This is a genomic window from Actinosynnema pretiosum (genome assembly GCF_024171695.1).
GTDB lineage: Bacteria > Actinomycetota > Actinomycetes > Mycobacteriales > Pseudonocardiaceae > Actinosynnema > Actinosynnema pretiosum.
This window is the reverse complement of the sequence record NZ_JAMTCF010000008.1, coordinates 268,668-290,571: the sequence shown is the minus strand read 5'-3', so window position 1 is coordinate 290,571 and position 21,904 is coordinate 268,668. Positions and strand designations below refer to the sequence as shown.

General features: G+C 72.1%; 17 protein-coding genes. 3 read left to right on the top strand and 14 right to left on the bottom strand.

Annotation, left to right across the window (positions count from 1 at the left end; all coding sequences use genetic code 11):
- Positions 1-89 precede the first annotated feature (89 nt).
- Complete coding sequence (locus tag LV78_RS18640; RefSeq protein ID WP_253846654.1) at positions 90-1,049, bottom strand: TolB family protein; 960 nt, start codon at positions 1,047-1,049, stop codon at positions 90-92.
- Between the two features lie 95 nt (positions 1,050-1,144).
- Between LV78_RS18640 and LV78_RS18635 the strand changes: the two genes are divergently transcribed.
- Both LV78_RS18635 and LV78_RS41645 read left to right on the top strand, forming a co-directional pair.
- Positions 1,145-2,347, top strand: a complete 1,203-nt coding sequence (locus LV78_RS18635; protein WP_253846529.1) for a hypothetical protein — start codon at positions 1,145-1,147, stop codon at positions 2,345-2,347.
- Positions 2,347-3,762, top strand: a complete 1,416-nt coding sequence (locus LV78_RS41645) for an O-antigen ligase family protein (RefSeq protein ID WP_253846528.1) — start codon at positions 2,347-2,349, stop codon at positions 3,760-3,762. Before LV78_RS18635 ends, LV78_RS41645 begins: the two co-directional genes overlap by 1 nt.
- Positions 3,763-4,159: 397 nt before the next feature.
- On the opposite strand, the gene LV78_RS18625 is transcribed toward LV78_RS41645, so the two are convergent.
- From LV78_RS18625 to LV78_RS18580, 10 genes are all read right to left on the bottom strand, one after another.
- Positions 4,160-4,723, bottom strand: coding sequence for an acyltransferase (locus LV78_RS18625; RefSeq protein ID WP_253846527.1), 564 nt, complete (start codon positions 4,721-4,723; stop codon positions 4,160-4,162).
- Positions 4,720-5,817 carry a DegT/DnrJ/EryC1/StrS family aminotransferase gene (locus tag LV78_RS18620; protein ID WP_253846526.1) on the bottom strand — a complete coding sequence of 366 codons (1,098 nt, stop codon included), beginning with the start codon at positions 5,815-5,817 and terminating at the stop codon, positions 4,720-4,722. Before LV78_RS18620 ends, LV78_RS18625 begins: the two co-directional genes overlap by 4 nt.
- Positions 5,814-6,470, bottom strand: a complete 657-nt coding sequence (locus LV78_RS18615) for a NeuD/PglB/VioB family sugar acetyltransferase (RefSeq protein ID WP_253846525.1) — start codon at positions 6,468-6,470, stop codon at positions 5,814-5,816. The genes LV78_RS18620 and LV78_RS18615 overlap by 4 nt, the downstream gene beginning before the upstream one ends.
- A gap of 14 nt (positions 6,471-6,484) precedes the next feature.
- Positions 6,485-11,326, bottom strand: a complete 4,842-nt coding sequence (locus LV78_RS18610) for a DUF4082 domain-containing protein (protein ID WP_308208729.1) — start codon at positions 11,324-11,326, stop codon at positions 6,485-6,487.
- Positions 11,327-11,607: 281 nt separating this feature from the next.
- Positions 11,608-12,723 (bottom strand): DegT/DnrJ/EryC1/StrS family aminotransferase, encoded by a 1,116-nt coding sequence (locus tag LV78_RS18605; protein WP_253846523.1) that lies wholly within the window; start codon positions 12,721-12,723, stop codon positions 11,608-11,610.
- Entirely contained in the window at positions 12,720-13,694 is a 975-nt protein-coding gene (locus tag LV78_RS18600; RefSeq protein ID WP_253846522.1) for an SDR family NAD(P)-dependent oxidoreductase, read from the bottom strand. Before LV78_RS18600 ends, LV78_RS18605 begins: the two co-directional genes overlap by 4 nt.
- Positions 13,691-14,293: a dTDP-4-dehydrorhamnose 3,5-epimerase gene (rfbC, locus tag LV78_RS18595; RefSeq protein ID WP_253846521.1), complete on the bottom strand. Its 603-nt coding sequence runs from the start codon at positions 14,291-14,293 to the stop codon at positions 13,691-13,693. Before rfbC ends, LV78_RS18600 begins: the two co-directional genes overlap by 4 nt.
- Complete coding sequence (locus LV78_RS18590) at positions 14,290-15,363, bottom strand: Gfo/Idh/MocA family protein (RefSeq protein WP_253846520.1); 1,074 nt, start codon at positions 15,361-15,363, stop codon at positions 14,290-14,292. The genes rfbC and LV78_RS18590 overlap by 4 nt, the downstream gene beginning before the upstream one ends.
- 20 nt (positions 15,364-15,383) lie before the next feature.
- A complete protein-coding gene (locus LV78_RS18585; protein WP_084798828.1) occupies positions 15,384-16,940 on the bottom strand; it encodes a sugar transferase in 1,557 nt (518 codons plus the stop codon).
- Positions 16,941-18,125: 1,185 nt separating this feature from the next.
- Positions 18,126-18,395 (bottom strand): RNA-binding S4 domain-containing protein, encoded by a 270-nt coding sequence (locus LV78_RS18580; RefSeq protein ID WP_253846519.1) that lies wholly within the window; start codon positions 18,393-18,395, stop codon positions 18,126-18,128.
- A 190-nt stretch (positions 18,396-18,585) separates the two neighbouring features.
- Between LV78_RS18580 and LV78_RS18575 the strand changes: the two genes are divergently transcribed.
- Positions 18,586-19,344: a DUF742 domain-containing protein gene (locus LV78_RS18575; protein ID WP_253846518.1), complete on the top strand. Its 759-nt coding sequence runs from the start codon at positions 18,586-18,588 to the stop codon at positions 19,342-19,344.
- Here LV78_RS18575 and mug read toward each other — a convergent pair.
- The 3 genes from mug to LV78_RS18560 form a co-directional block, all read right to left on the bottom strand.
- Positions 19,282-19,869, bottom strand: coding sequence for a G/U mismatch-specific DNA glycosylase (mug, locus tag LV78_RS18570; RefSeq protein ID WP_253846517.1), 588 nt, complete (start codon positions 19,867-19,869; stop codon positions 19,282-19,284). The genes LV78_RS18575 and mug overlap by 63 nt on opposite strands.
- A 334-nt stretch (positions 19,870-20,203) precedes the next feature.
- Positions 20,204-20,833, bottom strand: coding sequence for a copper resistance CopC family protein (locus tag LV78_RS18565; RefSeq protein WP_253846516.1), 630 nt, complete (start codon positions 20,831-20,833; stop codon positions 20,204-20,206).
- A gap of 304 nt (positions 20,834-21,137) precedes the next feature.
- Positions 21,138-21,848: a hypothetical protein gene (locus LV78_RS18560; RefSeq protein WP_253846515.1), complete on the bottom strand. Its 711-nt coding sequence runs from the start codon at positions 21,846-21,848 to the stop codon at positions 21,138-21,140.
- Positions 21,849-21,904 lie beyond the last annotated feature (56 nt).

Genomic DNA, 21,904 nt, shown 5'->3' with positions numbered 1-21,904 from the left:
GGTGGTGACGTGAGGGAACGTCAAGCCCATTGTTCCGATATCCGGAAGAGAACCGAAGGGGTGTGGGAGAGAGGGAGAAGGAGGGAGGACTAGATCGGGGACGGCGAGGTGGCGTCGTGGACGAGGATCTCCGCGTCCTTCGAGCCGTCGACCGGGACGACGTGGATCGCGGCGAGCTTCGCGTCCTTCGGCACGGCCGCGAACGCCACCCGGTCGCCGTCGAGCCAGGTGGCCTGGTCGTCGACGCCTGCGGTTCCGGGCAGGCGGAGCTCCTTGCCGGTCGCCAGGTCCAGCACGGCGAGGTCCCAGGGGCCGAGCCTGCCGATGCGCTTCTTGTAGGCGACCTTCGTGCCGTCCGGGGAGATCGACGGGCACTCGGCGTCCCTGCGCTGCGACACGACCCGCTCGGCGGCCAGGTCGCCCTTCACCAGCCAGGTGTAGCCGCCGGACGCGAGCGTGGCGTAGAAGGTGTTGTCGTCGTCGGCGACGGTCAGGCCCCAGTAGTTGACGTCCTGGGCGGACAGCGGGGCGCCCTCGACCTCGGCGGTGAAGTGCTCCAGTGAGTCAGCGGTCTTGCCGGTGCGGACGTCGTAATAGCCCGTACGAGTGGAAAATCCGCCCGGAACGAGGTACGAGTCGCCGGTCACGAACGAGGTCCACGACACGACGTTGCCGGACTTGGAGACCTTCGCGCGGCTCGGCACGCCGGGCAGCGGGACGGTGGCGAGCACCTTCCCCTCGCGGCTGATCTCGGCCGCGTAGACGTTCGGGCCCGCGAGCCTCAGGCACACGGTGGTGCCTGCGGAGCGGTAAACCCGCTGGCACTGCAGGTCCGTGTCGTTGCGGCCGGACGGGTCGGCGAGGCTGGTCTCCTGGACCCTGCTGCGGCCGTCCGCCAGCTCCACGAACATCAGGTCCGGCTCGGCCGAACCCGTCTGGACCTGCGGAGAGGAGTCCTTCACCACGCCCACGACATAAGCCGCGCCTGCACCGACGACCAGTAGAATGGCGGCCACGGCCAGCAGGACGCGTCGCCAGCCCACATCCATCACCACCTGTAACGACACGGGCCGAAGCGGCCGATTCCCAGAGTAACAAGACCCAGTGGACCCCTACCCTGGGTGAAGCGCGGATCGGGGAGCGGATGGACTTCTGGGGCGCGTTGCGTGTCCTGCGGCGGCGGTGGTACATCGCCGTGCCGTCCGCGGTGGTCGCGGTGGCGATCGCCGCCGCGGTGTTCCTGTCGATCCCGACGAGGTACCAGTCCACGGGCGTGATGGTGCTGACGACCCCGGCCGCGGGCGGGACCTTCTCGGAGAAGGTCAGCCCGCAGGACGCGGTGAAGATCAACCCGCTGCTGGCGTTCGACGGCAGCCTCGCCACGACCTCGCAGATCCTGGCGCAGATCCTGACCGACCCGAAGACCCGCGAGTCGCTGGGCGTCACGGCGACCTCCACGGAGAACTTCACCGCAACGGGTGGTGGGCAGAACGGGCCGTTCCTGTTCGTGACCGGTGACGGGAACGAGCCGGAGGCCGCCGAGGGCATGGTGTCGACGGTGCTGGAGTTCGCCTCGAAGCAGTTGGAGGAGCAGCAGCGGCAGCTGAACGCGCCCACGTCGACGTTCATCACCTCGCAGGTGATCGTGACGCCGACGAAGGCGGAGGCGCAGATCGGCGGCAAGGTGCGGTACGCGGGCGCTGCGCTGGTGGTGATGATGCTGCTGACCACGGCTGCGACGTTCGGTGCGGAGAGCGTGTTGAACCACCGGAAGCGGCGGCGGGACGCGGCTGGTGCGGTGGGTGCGGCTGGTGCGGCTGGTGCGGCTGGTGCGGCCGAGGGGGATGGCGGCGGTGACGGCGGCGGTGAGCGGGACTCCGATGAGGACGGTGCGGCGGAGTTCGGTGGCGGCTCGGCGGGCGGGCGGCACGAGGCCGGGCGGCATGAGGGTGGTCGTTCGGCGAACGGGCGTGAGCAGAGCGGGCGCGGGCAAGGCGGGCACGAGCAGAGCGGGCAAGAGCAGGGCGGGCGTGGGCAGGGTGGGTTGTCCACTCGGGGCGGCCGGTTGCCCAAGCGGGCCGAGCGGGAGCGTGCCCAGGGGTACGACGACGACGCGGCGTGGCCGCAGGACGAGCCCGAGCACGGGCACGAGGACTTGGAGGGGCGGGGGCCTCAGCGGCCTGGGGGCATCCCCGGTCCGCAGCTGGCGCCCCGGCCCGCGCGGGGGGCGTCCTCGGACGCGACCGTGAAGGTGCAGCCGACGACCGCGAGCGAGCGGACCGTGCGCATCTCGGCCACCCACAACCCCGTCCACCAGGGGTGGCCCGGTCCCGAAGAAAACCAGTAGTGGAGCGGATCAGGCAGCGCGCCGACGGGGCCACCCTGGTCTGCGTCTACCTGCTCGCGCTGCTGGCGATCCCGGCGCGGCTGGTGCTGTCGTTCGTGCCGATGACGCTGCCGCCCGCGCTGGTGGTGGCGCTGGTGCTGGGTGTGCTGTGGCTGTCGGCGCAGATGGTCGACACGCTGAACATGGGCAAGGGGCGCAACGCGCTGCGCACCGCCGTGGCGGTGTACTTGATGCTGCACTTGTGCACGTACGCGGTGGCCACGCGGCGGTTCCTGCCGGTGGACGAGTTGACGGTCGCGGACAGCGGCATGGTGCGGATCGTGGCCACGGCCAGCGTGGCGATCTTCGCGTGCGACGCGATCCGGACGCGGGAGCGGCTCGACCGGGTGATGAAGCTGATCCTGGTGTGCACGGCGGGGATCGCGTTCGTGGGGCTGGTGCAGTTCGGGCTGGGGATCGACCTGGCCGGGTACGTGTCGATACCGGGGCTGCGGGCGCAGGAGAACGTGTACGCGGCGATGGAGACCCGGTCGATCTTCCGGCGGCCGACCGGGACCACCAACCACCCGATCGAGTACGGGCTGGTGTGCGCGATGTCGGTGGCGATCGGGGCGCACTACGTGTTCCAGTCGCGGGACGAGGGCAAGCCGTACGCGCGGTGGCTGGTGTGCCTGGCGCTGGTGGGGCTCGGGGCGATGACGGCGCTGTCGCGGACGGCGATCCTGGGGATGACGGTCGCCGGGGTGGTGATGGTGGCGACGCTGCCCAAGCGGCGGAAGTTGACGGTCGTGCTGGTGGGGGGCGGGTTCTTCCTCGGGGCCAGCCTGGTGGTTCCGGGGTTGTTCGGGACGTTGCGGGGGATGTTCTCGAACATCAGCGACGACCCGAGCGTGAAGGCGCGGACGTCGGACTACGAGGCGGCGAACGAGCAGATCGAGCTGCACCCGTTGTTGGGGCGGGGGTTCGGGACGTTCTTGCCGACGAAGAACCCGATCCTGGACAACCAGTTCTTGTTGACGATGATCGAGAACGGGTACTTGGGGCTGTTCGCGCTGGTGGGGATGTTCTTGGCGGCGTGCTACGCGGTGCTGCGGACGCGGGGGTTGAGCGCGGACGAGAACTTGCGGGGGATGGCGGCTTGTTTGTTGGCCGCGGTGCTGGTGGGGGGGATCGCGTCGGTGACGTTCGACTTGCTGGCGTTCAGCATCGCCACCGGGATGGTTTTTGTGATGCTGGGGTTGAGCGGGGCCGCGTTGCGGATCGCGCAGGCTGAGGCTGCTGAGCGGGAGTGGGCGGGCGGTTCGGAGCGGAGGTGGGTTCCGACGCCTGGGCAGTTGGGGGAGAAGATCAAAAGCTCGCCTCGCCGGCGGGGCAGGCCTCCAAAAACGAGGGGGACGGGCTCTGCCGGCCGGTGACTGTTTCGGGGGTGGTGCGGTTTACCCCTGCGGTGGTCCGGGTCCCTCTTCTCCGTTTGGCCTCCTTTCAGGCAAGCACACTCGTCAAGACGCCGTAGGGCTCGGGCGGTCTTCCGGGCGGTGCGGCGGCATCTTGACGAGCGTGCTCGGGCTTCGCCAGGCCAAACGGAGACGAGGGACGCGGGATGGGCTGGCTGCGGGCTCGCTGCGCTCGCCCTGCAGCCCGCTAGTGCGTGAAGCGGCGCGGTCGTGAGTGCGGTTGGCCCGGCGGTCGGCGCGGTTTGAGCGGGGGCGACGTGGGTGGTTCGGTGGCGCCGCGCCGGGGGGCTCTCCCCCGGCGCGGCGTCATCGGTGGCGCGTGTCCTCGGTTGGCCAGGCCCGGCCTGCCGAGGGGGCGTCAGGACAGCGGGGTCAGGCCCGTGCCTTCCCTGCGGTACGTCTTGGCGCAGTCCGGGCAGGTCAGGTCTTCGGTGAGGCGTTGGGCGCACTCGCACACCCAGCCCTTCACCGTGGCCGGGTTGCCCGCGACGAACGCGTGGGGTGGGACGTCCTTCGTCACGACCGCGCCCGCTGCCGCGAAGGCGTGGGTTCCGATCTCGACGCCGCAGACGACGACCGTGCCCGCGCCCAGGGTTGCGCCCCTGCGGACCAGGGTGGTCAGCAGGGCGTCTCCGGTGCGCTTGATCGCGGCTCGGGGGCGCAGGTCGTTCGTGAACAGCACGTTCGGGCCTAGGAAGACCTCGTCCTCGCAGGTCACGCCGTCGAAGACCAGGGTGCCGTTCTTCACCGTCACGCGGTCGCCCAGGACCGCCTCGCCCTCGATGAAGGCGCCGTCGCAGATGTTGCAGTCGCGGCCGATCCTGGCTCCTGGGAGGACGTGCGCGAACGCCCACACGCGGGTGCCGTCGCCTACGTCCTCGCTCTCGCACAGGCCCTTCGGGTGGACCTGGACGCCGCTCACAGGGCCGCCTTCAGGGCTGCCACCACGCGGTGCTGCTGGTCCTCGGTGATCTCCGGGAACAGGGGGAGGGACAGGATCTCGGTGGCGATGCGCTCGGCCACCGGGAAGTCGCCTGCGGCGTGGCCCAGGTTGGCGAAGGCGCCGGTCAGGTGGACCGGGGTCGGGTAGTGGATGCCCGCGCCGATGCCCGCCTCGTGGAGGGAGGCGAGCACGCGGTCGCGGTCGGGGACCCGGATCACGTACAGGTGCCACACCGGGGTGTTGCCGTCCAGGACCTCGGGGGGCAGCACGCCGGGGAGGTCGGCCAGGAGGTCGGTGTAGCGGGTGGCTGCGGTCCTGCGGGACTCGTTCCAGGCCTCCAGCCTGCGCAGCTTCGCGGACAGGACCACGGCTTGGAGGGTGTCCAGCCTGCTGTTGAAGCCCAGGACCGGGTGCTCGTACTTGCGGGGGGAGCCGTGCTCGCGGAGCAGGCGCACGGCGTCGGCCAGGTCGGCGGAGGCGGTGAGGACTGCGCCTCCGTCGCCGTAGGCGCCCAGGTTCTTGCCGGGGTAGAAGCTGGTGGCGGCGATCTCGCCCAGGCCTCCCACGGGAACGCCGGAGCGGGAGGCGCCCTGGGCCTGGGCGGCGTCCTCCACGATCGGGAGGCCTGGCGCGGCTGCCCGGACCAGTTCCACCGGGGCTGCCTGGCCGTAGAGGTGCACGGGCAGGATCGCCCTGGTGCGGTCGGTCAGGGCGGCCGGGATCTTCTCCGGGTCGATCAGGCCCGTCTCGGCCACGCAGTCCACCAGGACCGGGGTCGCGCCGGAGCGGGCGACGGCCTCGGCGGTCGCGATGAAGGTGTTGGCGGGTAGGACGCACTCGTCGCCGTGGCCCACGCCGAGGGCGCGCAGCGCCAGCTCGATGGCGTCGGTGCCGTTGGCGACGCCGACGCAGTGCGCGACGCCCTGGTAGTCGGCGAACTCGGACTCGAACGCCGCCACCTGCGGGCCGCCGATGAAGGCGGTGCGCTCCAGCACGCCTGCCCAGCCCTCGGCTACCTCGTCGGCGACCTGGGCGTGCTGCGCGCGCAGGTCCACCAGCGGGATGTCGATCACGTGCGGTTCCCCTCTCGAAGGATTCGCCTGGCCGGGACGCCCGCCCAGACCTCGCCCGCGGGCACGTCGGTCAGCACGACCGCCCCCATGCCCACGACTGCGCCCGCGCCGATCGTGAGGCCTTCCCGGACTGCTGCGCGCTGTCCCAGGTAGGCGCTCTCCCCGACGCGGACCGCGCCGCCCAGCGACGCGCCGCCTGCGAAGGTGACCCCGTCGCCGATCTCGTCGTCGTGGGTGACGATCACGTGCGGCATGGCGACCACGTGCGCGCCCAGGCGCAGCGGGGTGGTCACCACGACGCCTGCGAGCAGGACCGTCCCCGGACCGACGACGCACCCCGGCGCGACGTGCGCGCCGGGGTGCGTGATCGTGCCGAACCGGTCCTGCCCGAGAGCGAGCTTCTTGGCCAGCGCGAGCCTGCCCAGTGGGCGGCGGGCGCTGGCGACGCACACCACGACGGCGGCATCGGGGTGCTCGTGCACGAGCTCGGAACCGCCCAGCACGGGCAGGCCGTCGACGGCCTGCCCGTGCTTGGTCGGATCGTCGTCGAGCGCGCCGAGCGGTGCCCACTCCTCCGGTGCGAGGCGGGCGGTGGCGAGCACCTCGCGCGCCAACCCCCCTCCCCCGACCAGCAGCAGCGGTCGCGGCGTCATGCGGCCCCTCTTCCTCAGGCGGTCGTGAAGACCACGTCCACCCAGTAGTTGTTGCCCTGGTAGCTGTTGGTCGGGAACCCGCCGCCCGGCTGGAACAGGCCGTTGCGGCTGAGCTCGTCGGTGGCGGGCGAGGACAGCTTCGGCGTGTCGACGGCGTAGCCGCCGAAGTAGCCCTGGTTGATCGCGAAGTGCCCGTTGGGGGCGCTGTAGGAGGCGACGTACGTCGTCCCCGCGGTCACCTGGAGCGGCTCGTCGAAGGTGAGCGTCTGCCAGCCGGTGGCGGTCTCGTCCGCGAACGTGCCGGTCTTGAGCGAGGTCCCGTCGGTGCTCCACACCGTGCCGGTGTGGGTGCCGGTGTTGCCCGCGCCCTTGTAGAACCGCACGCCGGTGACCTTCCCGTCGGCCTTCGGGGTGAACCGAACGCCGAGCTCGTAGCTGCCGCCGTCGTCGGCCGAGGTGGTCGACGGGACGGTGGCCGCGCTGAACAGCGAGCACGGGCAGGTCTGGGCGTCGGACGTGGTGAACGACCAGGTGACCGGTTCGGCCATGATGTTGCCACCGTCGTCGGCGGCGCGCGCGGTGACGACGTGCCTGGTGGTCGGGCTCAGGTCGGCCTTCGGCGTCCAGCTGACGGTGCGCCGGTCCCCGGAGAGGGTGATCGTGCCGTCGATCCTGGCGCCGCCGCCGTCGGTGACCGCGAACTGGGTGTTCGTGGCCTCGACGGGCTCGTCGAAGCTGGCGGTCACGGTCGGCCGCGGGTCGACGCCGGTCGCCCCGGACAGCGGGGTGTGGCCGGTGTGCGCGGGCGGGGTGGTGTCGCTGCTGGGCGTGTAGAGCACGTCCACCCAGTAGTTGTTGCCCTGGTACGACACGGTCGGGAAGCCGCCGCCGGGCTGGAACACGCCGTTCGGGCTGCCGTCGCCGGTGCGCGGCGCGGTGAGCGGCGGCGCGTCGACGCCGGTGGCCTGGAAGTAGCCCTGGTCGATGGCGTAGTGCCCGTTGGGGGCGGTGTACGACGCGACGTAGGTCAGGCCGGGCGCGACGGTGACCGGGTTGGCGAACACGAGGGTCTGCCAGCCGGTGGCCGTCTCGTTCACGAACGTGCCGGTGGCCATCCGGGAACCGGTGGAGGTCCACAGGGAGCCGGTGTGGGTGCCGGTGTTGCCCGCGCCCTTGTAGAAGCGCACGCCGGTGATCTGGCCGCTCTGCGTCGGGGTGAAGCGGACGCCCAGCTCGTAGTTGCCGCCGTCGTCGGCCGAGGTGGTCGACGGGACGGTGGCCGCGCTGAACAGCGAGCACGGGCACGACGCGGTGCGGGTGGTGGTGAACGACCACTCGGCGGGCGCGCTCATCGCGTTGCCGTTGGCGTCGGCGATCAGGGCGCTGACGCCGTAGCGGGTATTGGGTTGGAGCTTGCCGGTGGGCGTCCAGGTGAGGGTCTTCTGGTCGCCGGACAGGGACACGTCGCCGTGCAGCTTGGCGCCGCCGGGGTCGGTGAGCCAGACCTGCGCGGAGGCCGGGTCGACCGGCTCGTTGAAGGTCAGCGCGAGCGGCGCGGTGAGCGCGACGTCGGTGGCGTCCGGCGCGGGCGTGCGCCCGTCCAGGGTCGGCGGGGTGGTGTCGCCGTTGAGGCCGTTGCGGAAGACCACGTCGACCCAGTAGTTGGCGGAGTTGTAGCTGGCGTTCGGGAAGCCGCCGCCGGTGCCGTAGCGGAAGACGCCGTTCGGGCCGTCGATCCCGGCGGCGAGGGCGCGCAGGGCGCCGTAGGCCGCGGTCTGGCCGTTGAAGTAGCCGGGCGTGACCGCGTAGTGGCCCTTGGGCGCGTAGTAGGACACCACGTAGGTGGTGTTGGCCTGCACGACCACCGGGGAGGCGAACGTCAGGGTCTGCCAGCCCGAGGTGCTCTCGTTGGTGAAGGCGCCGGTGGCCAGGAGCTTGCCGGTGGCGTCCCACAGGGAGCCGGTGTGGGTGCCGGTGTTGTTCGCGCCCTTGAAGAAGCGGACGCCCAGCACCTCGCCCTTGCCGTTGAAGCGGACCTTGGCGCCCAGCTCGACCGGGGTGGCGTCGTCGGCGCTCTGCGTCTCGGGCGAGGCGAAGTCGTCCCACACGGTGCAGGGGCAGGCGGCCGGGCGGTGCGAGCCGGTGGTGAAGGTCCAGGTGTGCTCGGGCGTCTGGTTGCCCGCCGCGTCCTTGACCCGCACGGAGGCGGTGTAGGTGGTGCCGGTGCGCAGCTCGGCGCCCGGCGTGAACTGGGCGGTCTTGCCGTCGCCGGTGACCGAGGTCGTGCCCGCGACCTGGCCGTCCGGGCCGGTCAGGGTGAACTGGGTCGAGGCCGGGTTGAGGCCCTCGTCGTAGGCGGCGGACAGGGTCGGGGTGAGGCCGACGCTGGCCGAGGACGAGACGGGGCTGGTGGAGACCAGCTCGGGGGCCCTGGTGTCGGGGCCGGGGTCCGGCGCCCACACCACGTCGACCCAGTAGTTGGTGTCGAGCGAGCTGCGGTTCGGGAAGCCCGCGCCGCCCCGGAAGACGCCGTTGGCGTTGCCGAGGTCGCCCGGCGCGCCGCTGGGGCGCACGGTCTGCGGCGCGGTCAGCGGCTCCAGGTAGCGGGAGGAGAAGCTGAAGTACTCCGGGTCGGAGGCGAAGTGGCCGGTGGGCGACAGGTAGGACACGACGTAGGTGGTGTTCTTGTCGACCTTGACCGGGATCGGGAAGGCGAGGGTCTGCCAGCCGCCGGAGGTCTCGTTGGTGAAGGTGCCGGTGGCGAGCTGGCGGCCGTCGGCGGTCCACAGGGTGCCGATGTGGGTGCCGGTGTCGTTGGGGCCCTTGTAGAAGCGCACGCCTCGGACGTAGCCGTCGGTGTTGGACTGCCACTTCACGCCCAGCTCCAGGGCGCCGCTGTCGGCGTTGTCCGGGTTCTTGGGCTTGTCGGCGTCGGTCCACAGGCCGCAGGGGCAGGTGCGGGCGCCGACGCCGGGGGTGGCGGAGACGGGGCTGGAGAGGTTGAGCGAGTCGTCGACCGCGCGGACCTGGAGGGTGGCGGGGCCGGACTTGGTGGGCGTGTAGGTGTAGCTCCAGGAGGTCTGGCCCGCGAGCCAGTTCGCCGGGTGCCAGCGGGTGCCGCCGTCGGTGGAGACCTCGACGCCGGTGACCTGGCCCGCCGCGTCGGAGACGGTGCCGGAGAAGGTGTAGGCGGCGCCGACCTCGGAGATGGCGGGCACCGAGGTGAAGGCGGCGGTGGGCGCCTGCTTGTCGGTGATGCCGCCGGACTGGGTCAGGCCGGTCTGCAGGGTGGAGGCCGCGACGCCCATGTCGGCGAGGATGTTGACGGTGGCCTGCTTCATGCGCACGTCGGAGGTGGGCGTGTTGGTGAGGAAGGCGTGGTCGTCGTCGACGCCCCAGGCCCACTGCACGGTGCCCGCGCCGAACACCAGCGCGCCGCTGCCCTGGTCCTTGTAGTAGGTCAGGGCGTGCGTGGCGGTGTCGGGGGTGTAGTGGTCGCCGTAGTTCTGGAGCACGTACGGGCCGTCGAGCATGGCGACGGTGGTGCGGGAGAACTGGCCGACGCCGGGGGGCTGGTGGCCGTTGTCCGGCACGACGTTCCACTCGTAGCCGAGGGTGCCGGGCTGGAACGTGTAGGTGCTGCCGGGCGCCATCGTCTGGAGGTCGGTGTTGCGCCAGAGGCGCATCTTCCCGTACTGCGCGGGGACCTGGAGCGAGTCGTCGCGGCGGCCGTTGACGACGAAGATGTTGCCCAGCAGGGAGTTCTCCGGCCTGCCGCCGTCCTGCTCGGGGAAGCGCGGGTCGCGCCAGGTGCCGGTCCAGTCGGGCAGGCCGTCGTTCTGGGTGCCCTTGGTCTCCTTGAAGGAGGCGATGGTGCGCCAGTCGCGGTTGGTCCCGAACTTGCTGGGCTCCCAGCGGGTCTTCCAGAAGATCTCGTTGCCGGTGAGGAACGCCAGGTGCACGCCCGCCGCGCGGGCGGCCTCGACGTTGGCGCGCTGCTCGTTCGACCAGTACTCGTCGTGGCCGACGGCCATGAAGACCTTCTGGTTCTTGATCAGCTCACCGCGGCGCGCGCTGTCGACGTCGGTGGTGTAGGTCAGGTCGTACCCGTTGGCCTCCAGGAAGCGCAGCATCGGGTACTCGGCGTTGAAGATGAAGTTCTCGTCGCCGTCGCCGCCGGTGTAGGGGCGGTTGTAGCTGACCTTGTAGGCCTGGCCGCCCTGGCCGGGGCCGTCGCCGAAGTAGAGGCTGTTGCCGCCGTAGCGGTTGTAGGCGACCCAGGTGGAGTCCGAGGTCTGGAACATGACCTTGCCGGTGGCGCTGTCGTCGCGGACGACGAACGCCAGCTCGTTCACGGCGGGCTGGTCGGCCGGGACGTCGGTGCGGCTCATCCGGGCGTAGTAGATGCCGGAGACGGCGTCCGCCGGGACCGTCCACGTGGTGGAGACCGCCCAGTTGCCGCAGTCGATCAGCGCGGTGCCGGTCGGGTAGGTCGGCATGGGCGTGGTGTCGCGGTTGCAGGCGGGCTGGTTCTGCGGGGTGCTGCGACTGGTGCTGCCGATCCAGCGGGCGCCGACGCCGCCGTAGTAGCCCAGGCGGTAGACGTCGATCTTGTACGAGGTCGCCGGGGTGAGCATCTTGAACTCGACGGTGTTCCCCGGCGCGTAGCTGATGTCCGTGGTGAACCCGAGGATCGAGTCGTCCTTCGACGTGACCTGCCAGTCGGGCGTGCCCAACTTGGTGTTCTCGCAGACGATCTTGTTGACGACGGGTGCGTCGCAGGGCGCCGCTTGGGCGACCGCTGCGTTGAAGACCACGAGGGGCACGACCCCGCTCGCGACCACTAGGACGGCCAACAGGCTTCTTCCCAGACGCCTGGGTATCGACCCCACCATCGACAGCTCAACTCCTCGAATGCACACGGTAGTGCGGCAGTCACTACTCCCCGTAGTGCAACCTTGTTGCTCCAAAAGTCGCCTACCAGCTGCAACTTGTTACGCACCAGTGCATCTCGGTTGGATGACAACACGTTGGAAAATCTGATCCACTACGCACAGTGACGAACTGGGGGTAGTCGAAAGCCGGCGACCGGGGTGGTGAGACCCCGGTCGCCGGACTGCTCCGGCCGTGCTCCGGGCTACGCGGTGGCGGCGGCCAGTGCGGCGACGACCTCGTCCTGCTCCTCGTCGGTCAGCCCGACGAAGTGCGGCAGCAGGACGTGGTCGGCGGCGACCTTCTCGGTGACCGGCAGCACCGGGTTGTGCTCGCCTGCGTGGTAGACGGGCTCCAGGTGGCAGGCGGTGATGCGGCGGGTGGCCACGCCCCGCTCGGCCATGGCGGTCATGACGGCCACGCGCTCGTGCCGCGCCAGGCGCACCAGGTACGACTGGTAGACGTGGCCGTAGCCCTCGGGCTCGAAGGGCGTGACGACGGCGTCGTTGTCCTTCAGCAGCTCGTCGTAGCGCGCGGCCAGGGAGCGGCGGGTCTTGACCACGTGGTCCAGCTTGCCCAGCTGCACCACGCCCACCGCGGCCTGGATGTCGGTCATCTTGTAGTTGAAGCCCACCTCGTCGTAGCTCTCGGCGATGACCGCCGTCGAGGTGTGCCTGGTCAGCGTGGACACCGAGGCGGCGTGCGCGCGCAGCGCCCGCAGCTTGACCGCCCACTCGTCGTTGTCGGTGGTGACGACGCCGCCCTCGCCGGTGGTGAGGATCTTGCGGGCGTCGAAGCTGAACACGGTCAGGTCGCTGATCGCGCCCAGCCGCACGCCGTCGATCGTGGCGCCGTAGGCGGGCGCCGCGTCCTCGACCAGGAACAGCCCGTGCTTGTCCGCGATCGCCCGCAGCGCCTTGAGGTCGGCGGGCAGCCCGATCTGACTGGCGGGCATGATCGCCCTGGTGCGCGGGGTGATCAGCTGCTCGACGTGCGCGGGGTCGATGTTGTAGGTGCGCTCGTCGATGTCGGCGAACACCGGCGTGGCACCGGTGTAGCGGATCGAGTTCGGCGTGGCGATGAAGGTGAACGACGGGCAGATGACCTCGTCGCCCTCGCCGATGCCGAGCGCGGCCAGCGCGAGGTGCAGGCCGGTGGTGGCGCTGTTCACGCTGACCGCGTGCTTCGCGCCGACCTGCTCGGCGACCTGCTGCTCGAACTTGCCCGCGCGCGGGCCGACCGACAGCCAGCCGGAGCGCACGGCCTCGGCGGCGGCGTCGGCCTCCTCCTGGCCGACGTACAGGCGGGTGATGGGGATCATCGCTGCGCTCCCTGGAGTTCGTCCTGCCACCACGCGACGAGGCGGGTGAGTCCTTCGTGGAGGGACGTGGTCGCCACGAACCCGATGCGGTCCTCGGCGGCCTTCGTGGAGGCGAGCCTGCGCGGGACGGCGTTGACCTTGCGCTCCGGGCCGTGCTCGGGGCGCAGGTCGGACCGGCCCATGACCTCCAGCAGCGCGTCGGCGAGCTGCGCGAGCGAGGTCTCCACGCCGGAGGCGACGTTGAAGATCTCGTCGGAGGCCTCGCTCTTCGCGGCGAGCACGTTGGCCCGCGCGATGTCGGTGCTGTAGACGAAGTCCATGGTCTGGCTGCCGTCGCCCAGGATCAGCGGCGGCGTGCCCTCGGCGATGCGCTCCATCCAGCGCACCAGCACCTCGGTGTAGACGCCGAAGACGTCCATGCGGGGGCCGTACACGTTGAAGTAGCGCAGGCCCACGTAGTCCAGGCCGTGCATCTCGTTGAAGCTGCGCAGCAGGCCCTCGTTGTAGACCTTCGCGGCCCCGTAGAGGGTGCGGTTGGCGAACGGGTGGTGGTCCTCCTCGGTGGGGAAGACCTCGGCCAGGCCGTAGACCGACGCCGACGAGGCGGCGACGACCTTGGTGACCTTCTTCTCCACGGCGGCTTCGAGCACGTTGAACGTGCCGGTGGCCAGCACGTCGTGCGCGAGCCGGGGCTCCTCGGCGCACTGGGTGATCCGGATGGCGGCCTGGTGGAACAGCAGGTCCACACCGTCCATCGTGGACTTGACCAGCTCCACGTCGCGGATGTCGCCCTCGACGAAGCGGACCTTGCCGCTGGCGTCGGCGGTGGCGAGGTTGGCCATCCGGCCGCGCACCAGGTTGTCCAGGACGACGATCTCGGCGACGCCCTCGTCGACGAGCTGGTCGGCGATGGTCGAGCCGATGAGGCCGGCGCCGCCGGTGATCAGGACGCGCGCGTCACGCAGGTTCACGCTTCAACTCCGTGGTGGAAGGCCGGGTTCTCCAGGTAGGCGGCGAGACTCGGGTTGGCCGAGTCCTTCGCGGACAGCGTCGGGTCCTCGATCGGCCACGGGATGCCCACGTCCGGGTCGTCCCAGGCCAGCAGGCCCTCGGCCTCGGGGGTGTGGAAGCCGGTGGTCTTGTACTGGACCTCGGCGACGTCGGACAGCACCGCGAAGCCGTGCGCGAAGCCCGGCCCCATCAGCAGCTGGGTGCGGTTGGTCGCGGACAGCTCGATCCCGAACCACTTGCCGAAGGTCGGCGAGCCGACCCGGATGTCGACCACCACGTCCCAGATCGCGCCGACGGTGCAGCGCACCAGCCGGTGCTGGGGGGCGAGCCCGGTCTGGAAGTGCAGGCCGCGCAGCACCCCCCTGCTGGACCGGGAGTGGTTGTCCTGCACGAAGTCCAGGTGCAGCCCGTGCTGCTCCCAGCGGCGCTTGCTGTAGGACTCGAAGAAGAAGCCGCGCTCGTCCTCGAACCACTCGGGCTGGACCACGCGCACGCCGTCGATCTCCGTCGGCGTGACCGTCATGTCCATGCCCTGCTTGGGGGTGACCACCCCGCTCATGCAACCGCCTCTTCCCACTCGGCCGGGCGACGCTCGTCCCGGACCTTCACGAACTCCCCGCCCCCGGCGAGGCTCGCCGAGGCCGCCTCAAGGATGGCCAGCACGCGCAGCCCCGACCAGCCGTCGGTCAGGGGAGCGCGCTTCTCGGTGATGGACGAGGCGAACTCCGCCATGACGCCGCGCAGGGCCTCGCGCTCGGGGAGCGCGGGCGCGACGGTCTCGCCGCGGCGGTAGGAGATGATCGCCTGCCTGCGCTCGGCCTCGCCCAGGTCGGCCGGGGTGAGGTCGGCGCCGCGGTCGTGCACGGAGATCCGCTGCACGATGTTCAGGTCGTCCCACACGACGGTGCGGCGCGAGCCGCCGACGATCATCGTGCGGATCTTGGTGGGCGACAGCCAGTTGACGTGCACGTGCGCCAGGACGCCGTCGGACAGCTCCAGGGTCAGGTGCCCGATGCAGGCGCGGCCCGCGCCGATCGGGTCGGAGCCGTGCGCGGCCACGCGGGTGACGCGCACGCCGTCGGGCAGGATCGCGTCGAAGATCGACAGGTCGTGCGGGGCCAGGTCCCACAGCACGTCCACGTCCGGCTGCACCAGGCCCAGGTTGACCCGCACCGAGTCCAGGTACTGGACGGTGCCGATCTCGCCGCCGCGCACCAGCTCCCGCAGGTGCTGCACGGCCGGGGTGTAGCAGAAGGTGTGGTCGAGCATGAGGGTCAGGCCCCGGTCCTCGGCCTCGCGGACCAGCCGGCGCCCGTCCGCGTAGTTCGCCGCGAGGGGCTTCTCCACCAGCACGTGCTTGCCCGCGCGCAGGGCGGCCATCGCGACGGGCAGGTGGGTGGCGGCGGGGGTGGCGATGGCGACCGCGTCGACGTCGGGGTCGGCCAGCACCTCCTCCAGCGAGCCGGACACGCGGACCGTGGAGTAGTCGCCGAGGACCCGGTGGGCCTTGTCGGTGTCCAGGTCGCACAGGTAGCGCAGCTTCATCGCCGGGGTCGCCTGGGCGTTGCGCACCAGGTTCGGGCCCCAGTAGCCGGCGCCGATGACGGCGACGCCGATCGGCTGGTCCATCCGGTTCTCCTCAGCGGTCATCAGTAGGCCCCCTGGCCGCCGAAGACGGCGCGGAAGGTCTTCCACAGGATCAGCGCGTCCAGCGCGAGCGACCAGTCCTCCACGTACCGCAGGTCGAGCCGCACGGACTCCTCCCACGACAGGTCGCTGCGCCCGGAGACCTGCCACAGGCCGGTCAGGCCGGGCTTGACCAGCAGTCGGCGCCGCACGTCGGGGCCGTACTTGGCGCTCTCCTCGGGCAGCGGCGGCCGGGGACCCACCAGCGACATGGTCCCTCCGAGCACGTTGAGCAGCTGGGGCAGCTCGTCCAGCGAGTAGCGGCGCAGGACGCGGCCGACGCCGGTCACCCTCGGGTCGCGGCGCATCTTGAACAGCACGCCGGAGCCCTCGTTGACCGACTGGAGCTGCGAGCGCAGCGCGTCGGCATTGGTCACCATCGTCCGGAACTTCAGGATCGTGAAGGGAACGCCGTCCTTGCCCACGCGGCTCTGCCTGTAGAGCACCGGGCCCCGGCTGTCGATCATGATCGCGACGGCCACGGTCAGCAGGACCGGGGCGAGGAGGGTGAGCAGGACCGCCGAGCCGAGGCGGTCGAAGGTGGCCTTGACCACGCGGCGGAAACCGGTGAAGACCGGCTCGGACACCCGCAGCAGCGGCATCCCGAGCACGCCGGTGACGTGCAGGCGCGGTCCGGCGAAGTCCATCAGGGCGGGCGCGACGACCATCTCGGTGCCGGAGCCCTCCAGGTCCCAGGCGAGCTGCTGGAGGCGCTTGGGCGTCCAGTAGGCGTCGGGGGTGACCGCGACGATGCGGTAGCCGCCCCGGCGCACCTGCTCGGCCAGCTCGCCGAAGCGGCCGACCACGGGGATGCCGTCCACCTCGACGCCCATCTCGGCGCGGCCGTCGACGGTGCAGATCGCGTCGACGCGCCAGCCCAGGTGCGGGGCGCGGCGGGTGCGGCCGATCAGGTCCTTGACGGTGTCGACGTTGCCCGCGGCCAGCACGGGCAGCAGGCAGCGGCCCTCACCGCGGGCGCGGTGCAGCGGGCGGCGCAGCGCGTAGCGGACCGGGAAGGCGACCAGCGCGACCGCCGGTCCGACCAGGAACACCCAGCTCCGCCCGCCGGGCAGGCCCACCGCCAGCGCGCCCAGGCCCATGACCACGACGGCGGAGCCGATCGCGCGGCCCAGTCTTCGGAACTCCTCGGCGCCCTGCCCCAGGACGGACGCGCTCCAGACCCGGTTCACGCACAGCGAGCCCACGACCACCACGACGGTGACCGCTTCGAGGGCGACGAGGTGCAGCGGGCCGAACGTGACGTGGTTGACCGACATGAGGTAGCCGGCCAGCAGGACCACCAGGAGGGTGCAGAGCAGGTCGGCGGCGATGACGCTGCGCCGGTACGCCGGTTCCCAGCGGTTCACCGGCGGTTGGGCCTGCGGCGGGGACTGCGGCGACTGCTGCCGCGCGGCCGGGTGGGCACGATGGGCGGCGGTGCGACGTGCGCTCCTCGTGCGGTGGGTAGGCGCCACCCCGACGACGGCTCTGCGTCGTGTGGGCTGGACCTGCTCGCTCATCGTGGTAGCTCCCCCGGTTCGGGCGATCCGGACTTGCACGTTCGCAGGACATCTCCGACAGACCCCGCGCGTTGTGTTGGCAAATGCGTCGGGGCGATTTCTCACCCCGACAAACCGTCATTCGCTGAGGCGGGCGCGGACGTTACACGGACAGTGAAGGGCGTCGGCGGGTGCGATTCCTCACGGGGGCCGGTGACCACCCAGGCGGGTCAGCGGGTGACGTCGGGTCACCGATCATGACCTGGGGAAAACCCTTACCGGTGGAGGTGAGAGGCCGTCCACAGTGGCCGGACGTGACACGCGCGCGCGGGCGGGCACATCCATCGGCGGTGGACCTGGTTCCGTTACAGGGAGTTTTGAAGGGTGGGATGAAACGTTCCGTTAATGCCGGACAAAGGGTCCCTGAGGGGCAACTCGGTCGGCGCGCGTGGCGGCCCGCAGTCACCCATTCACAGAGCGAACGCGCCTATTCGGCGCAACGGTCGCGGGCGTGGGGCAAATCTCAAGCCGATCACTCCGCCGAAGGCGCGTGAGGCAGTTCACAAGGGGGAACCCGGAATGGAGTGCGCGGTTACCGGGAGGGGACGGGACATATGCGCAGTGCGATTGCACGGGGGTGGGCGGCGGGAGGCGCGGGGGTGGTGCGGGTGGAGCAGCGGGAAGGGGCTTTCCGGGTGATCCAGCGGGCCGCCGGGGGCCGAGGGGGCGGGTGAGCAGGGGCCGCATTTCACGGTGCGGACCAGCCGGGGCGGGTGGAGCCGCACTATCGCGGAGAAGGCGGAGGGCGGAGCGGCGGCGTCCGGGTGGGGGCAACGCGGGTTCGGGGGCGGATTTGAGGGGGTGCGGGGCGGCATGAGGGGGTGGGGGTTCGAGGGGGCGTGGGGCGGCCCCCTTGAAGGGGTGCGGGGTGTGGATCTTCGGTTGCGCACGGGGGCGCACGGGTGGGTGGAGCGTGCGGCGGACAGGGCGCGGGGTGCGGCCGGGGTGGGGAAGGGGGCGGCCGGGCGGGGCGGCGTGAGCCGGGCGCGGGCGGGCCGGGCGCGGGGTGGATCGGGCGCAGGGGCGGATCGGCGCGCGGGGTTGGCCGGAGCCGGGAGGCGGGCTCCCGGCTGCGGCTCGGTGTCCGACGTTCGGTGTCTGCTGTTCGGTGTTCGGTGTCCGGTGTTCGGCGGGGCGCGGCTCGGGTCAGCCCGCGTCGGCGCCGGTGCCGACACCGGTGTCGGTGTCGGTGTCGGCGGTGCGCGCGACCAGACGGGCCTTCTCGCCGTCGACCGCGACGACGTCGCCGTTCTTGAGCTGCGCGCCGCGCCGGGACTCGGTCCGGCCGTTGACGGTGACCTCGCCCTCCTCGACGAGCTCCCTGGCGTGGGCGCCGTGCTCGGCCAGGCCCGCCAGCTTGAGGAACTGGCCCAACCTGATCATGTCGTCGGCGATCTCCACTTCGCGGATGCGCATTGACCCATCCTCCCCCACCGTGCTCGCGCCACCTCCCGCGCGGGTCCGTAACGAGGAATCCACGAGGTCGAAACGCGGTCGTCACGGGCCGTGCGTGGTTCGGATTACCTTCTCCCAGGTGAGCACAGCCAGCTCGGATCGTGGTCCGGAAGGCGGTCGCAAGCGCCGCCGCTCATTACGGGGCGGTGAGGTGGGCTCCACGGGGGCCCGCTTCGGGTCCGCCGCGCTGCGGCGCGAACTGGAGGGGGACGGGGAGGCCGAGGACGGGCCGGTCCCGCCGAAGCGCAGGCGGCGGGCGTTGCGCGGCGGGGGCGTGGGGAGCACGGGAGCCCGGTTCGGGTCGGCCTCGCTGCGGCGGAGCTTGGAGGAGGACGCCGAGGACGCCGAGGAGGTCGGCGCCGGTCCCACCGGGGCGGACCCCGAGGAGGGCTACCGCACCACGCCGTTCGAGGTGCCGCCCGCGGAGGAGTTACCGGAGCCCCGCGAGTCGCACTGGGGCTTCCCGGAAGGACCGCTGTCCAGGACGTCCCCGGACGACCGGTGGGGCGCGGAGGAGCGGTGGACCGGGTCGCTGCCCGTGTCGGGGTCGGGCTCGATCCCCCTGGAGGACGGTCCGGCGGCGGGCGGGGGTTCCCTGGTCCGGCCGTACGCGCGGACCGGCGGGCGCACCGAGGTCCGGCACGACCTGCGCCTGGAGACCCTGGTCTCCACGGCGAACCCGCTGCTCGCGACGGGGTTCGAGCAGCGCGCGATCGTGGAGCTGTGCACCGCGCCCCGGTCGGTGGCGGAGGTGTCCGCGCTGCTGTCGGTGCCACTGGGCGTGGCCAGGGTGCTGATCAGCGACCTGATCGGGACGGGCGCGGTCGCCACGCACGAGGGAACGGGGTCACCGTCCGGGGTCGACCTGGTCCTGATGGAGCGGGTGCTCGACGGGTTGCGCAAGCTCTGAGCGGAAGGCGCGGAAGAGCGCGACGAGGTCGTCCACCCGGTACCCGGCGTTGAGCCCGCTCGGGTTCGGCAGGACCCACAGCGGCGCGCCCGCGATCGTCTCGTCCTGCGGCCCGACGACGGCGCGCGGCCTGCGGAAGGCCACCCGGTAGGCGCTCACCCCGACGACCCCGACCGCACCGGGCCGGTGGCGCGCGACGAGGCCGGTGAGGCGCCCGGCCCCCGCGACCAGCTCGGAGGCTCCCAGCTCGGCGGCGCGCGCGGTGGGTCGCGCGACGAGGTTGGTGAGCCCGACGCCGAACCCGAGCAGCAGCTCCTGCTCGGAGGGCGCGAGCAGCCGGGGCGTGAACCCGGCGAGGTGCAGGACGCGCCAGAACCGGTTGCCGGGCCCGGCGTAGTGGTGCCCGGTGACGGCGGACCGACCACCGGGGTTGATGCCGCACAGCAGCGCGGAGAGGCCGGGGGCGAGGAGGTCGGGGAGTGGACCGGGGGCGGGGGCGGGCTCGGGGGCGGAGGCTGCGGGCACGGGGCCGGAGGCAACAGCACGGACGGGGCCGGGAGCGGCAGCACGCGCGGGACCGGGAGCGGTGCTCCTCTCGGGCGCGGTTCGACCCGACGGGGTTCCGGTCATGCCGGGCACGCTAGCCGGCCCACCCGGCCCGAGACCAACCGGCGCCGGACCAGAACAGCGCGCGGCCATCGGCGCCTGCCAGGCCAGCGCGCGGCCAACCAGCGCCTACCAGCCCAGTGCGGCCAACCGGCGCTTGCCCACCCGGCGCTCAGCCAAGCCGTGCGTGGGGGGCGAGCCGCTCGCCCCGCCCGGCACCTGCCCGCTCAGCGCCTGCCCACCCGGCTCGTGCTCAACCGCGCTTGCGGGGTTTCGCCTGGTCGTCGTCCCGGCCACGCAGCACCGCGACCAGCGCGAACCCGAGCACGATCACCGCGCCCACCCCGATCCACAACCAGGCGGGCATGTCCTCGTTCTCGTTGCCCGCCTGGTTGTCGACCGTGCTGCCGGTGGTCGGGCTCTCGACGGTCGAGAACAGGGTCGGGGCGGCGGTCCGCTGCTCTCCGGGGCTGTTGGGCTCACCCGCGCCGGTCTGGCCGTCGTCGCCGAGGTCGAGGCGGAAGGTGACCTTGCCGGTGACGTCGTGGCCGTCCTGCGAGCGGACCCGCCAGGACGCGGTGGTGACGCCGGTGCGCGCGGTGGCCGGGTCGAGCTGGACCACGAGCGAGTTGCCGTTGACCAGGACGGAACGCGGCTGCCACGCCTTGCCGTCCTGGCCGGTGACGCCCACCTCCGAGCTCTCGGCGGGCACGGGTTCGCTGAACACGAGCGTGATCCGGTCGGGCGCGGCGGTCAGCACGGCGCCCGAGGCCGGGTCGCTGGAGACCAGCTCGGCGTGCGCCGACGTGGACGCCGACGCGGGAACCGCTACGCCCAGCACGACCAGGCAGGCCAGGAGCGCCGGGATCACCAGACGGGGCATCCGCCAGTTCTACCGCGCTCGCGGGAGGGCCGCCCGTCGCGCGGGTGGCCACGCGGAGCGGGCGGCAGGCCCCTGACCAGCGGCGGGACCGGACAGCACGCGAGCGGAGAACCAGCCGACCGGCGACACCCGCGCGGCACGGCCCCTGCGGCGGACCACCGCGAGGCATGACCCCGCAGGGCGAGGGCGCCCGGCCCCATCGGGCACCCCGCCCGGCGGGCACGAGCAGCGGCGCCCGGCCACCACCGGCTGCTCCCGGCGTGGTGCGCGTCCGGTGGCGGTGCGCTCCCCGGCCGGGTTCCGGCTAGCGCGAGGGCGGGGTCATGCCCTGCCCGTTGCCCTGCTGCCCGTCGCCGCCCTGCCCGTTGCCCTGCTGCCCGTTCTGCCCGCCACCATCCTGCCCGCCACCGTCCTGCCCACCGCCACCGTTCTGCCCGCCGGGGAACTGCCCCTGTCCACCGTCCTGCCCACCGGGGAACCCGCTCTGCTCGCCCCTCTCCGTGACCGCGTCCGCCGTCGACCTCCCGTCGCTCCCGGCCGTGGACACCACGGTCACGCTGTCCCCCACCGCGAGGTCGCTCAGCCCCGAGCCGCCGTCGCCCTGGTTCCGCGACCCCGCCCCGAGCGACAGCACCCGGAACACCGTGTCCGCGTCCACCAGGTAGGTCTTCGCGTACCCGTCCGCGCTCGTGACCGAGATGCTCCCGTCCCCCACCTCGGTGACCTCGCCGACCTGGAACTCGCCGTGCTCGCTGTCCCCGAACGGGGACGCCGCGGCCCCCGCGCCGTCACCGCCCACCATCCCCGGCATCCCCATCCCCCGGCCGCCCATCGCGTTCTGCCCCGAGGACTCGCTCCCGCTCGCCGCGTAGATGACGCCCCCGCCCACGGCCGCGATGCCCACGGCGATCGCGACGGCCGCGAGGGTCTTGCGCCCGGTCCACGGCGGACCGGCGGGGGTCTGGCCCGGCTGCGGCTCCTCGCCCCAGGTCGGGTTCTCGGTGTTGGTCGTCATGGCGGCAAAGGTGGCGGCTGCGCCTGTGCGCGAGCTGTGCGCGCTGTGGGTGCCGC

Excerpts from the sequence above, each read along its gene's own strand:
- LV78_RS18640 (WP_253846654.1), bottom strand. The coding sequence starts at position 1,049 with ATGGATGTGGGCTGGCGACGCGTCCTGCTGGCCGTGGCCGCCATTCTA.
- LV78_RS18635 (WP_253846529.1), top strand. The coding sequence starts at position 1,145 with ATGGACTTCTGGGGCGCGTTGCGTGTCCTGCGGCGGCGGTGGTACATC.
- LV78_RS18615 (WP_253846525.1), bottom strand. The coding sequence starts at position 6,470 with ATGACGCCGCGACCGCTGCTGCTGGTCGGGGGAGGGGGGTTGGCGCGC.
- LV78_RS18605 (WP_253846523.1), bottom strand. The coding sequence starts at position 12,723 with ATGATCCCCATCACCCGCCTGTACGTCGGCCAGGAGGAGGCCGACGCC.
- rfbC (WP_253846521.1), bottom strand. The coding sequence starts at position 14,293 with ATGAGCGGGGTGGTCACCCCCAAGCAGGGCATGGACATGACGGTCACG.
- LV78_RS18590 (WP_253846520.1), bottom strand. The coding sequence starts at position 15,363 with ATGGACCAGCCGATCGGCGTCGCCGTCATCGGCGCCGGCTACTGGGGC.
- LV78_RS18585 (WP_084798828.1), bottom strand. The coding sequence starts at position 16,940 with ATGAGCGAGCAGGTCCAGCCCACACGACGCAGAGCCGTCGTCGGGGTG.
- LV78_RS18580 (WP_253846519.1), bottom strand. The coding sequence starts at position 18,395 with ATGCGCATCCGCGAAGTGGAGATCGCCGACGACATGATCAGGTTGGGC.
- LV78_RS18565 (WP_253846516.1), bottom strand. The coding sequence starts at position 20,833 with ATGCCCCGTCTGGTGATCCCGGCGCTCCTGGCCTGCCTGGTCGTGCTG.
- LV78_RS18560 (WP_253846515.1), bottom strand. The coding sequence starts at position 21,848 with ATGACGACCAACACCGAGAACCCGACCTGGGGCGAGGAGCCGCAGCCG.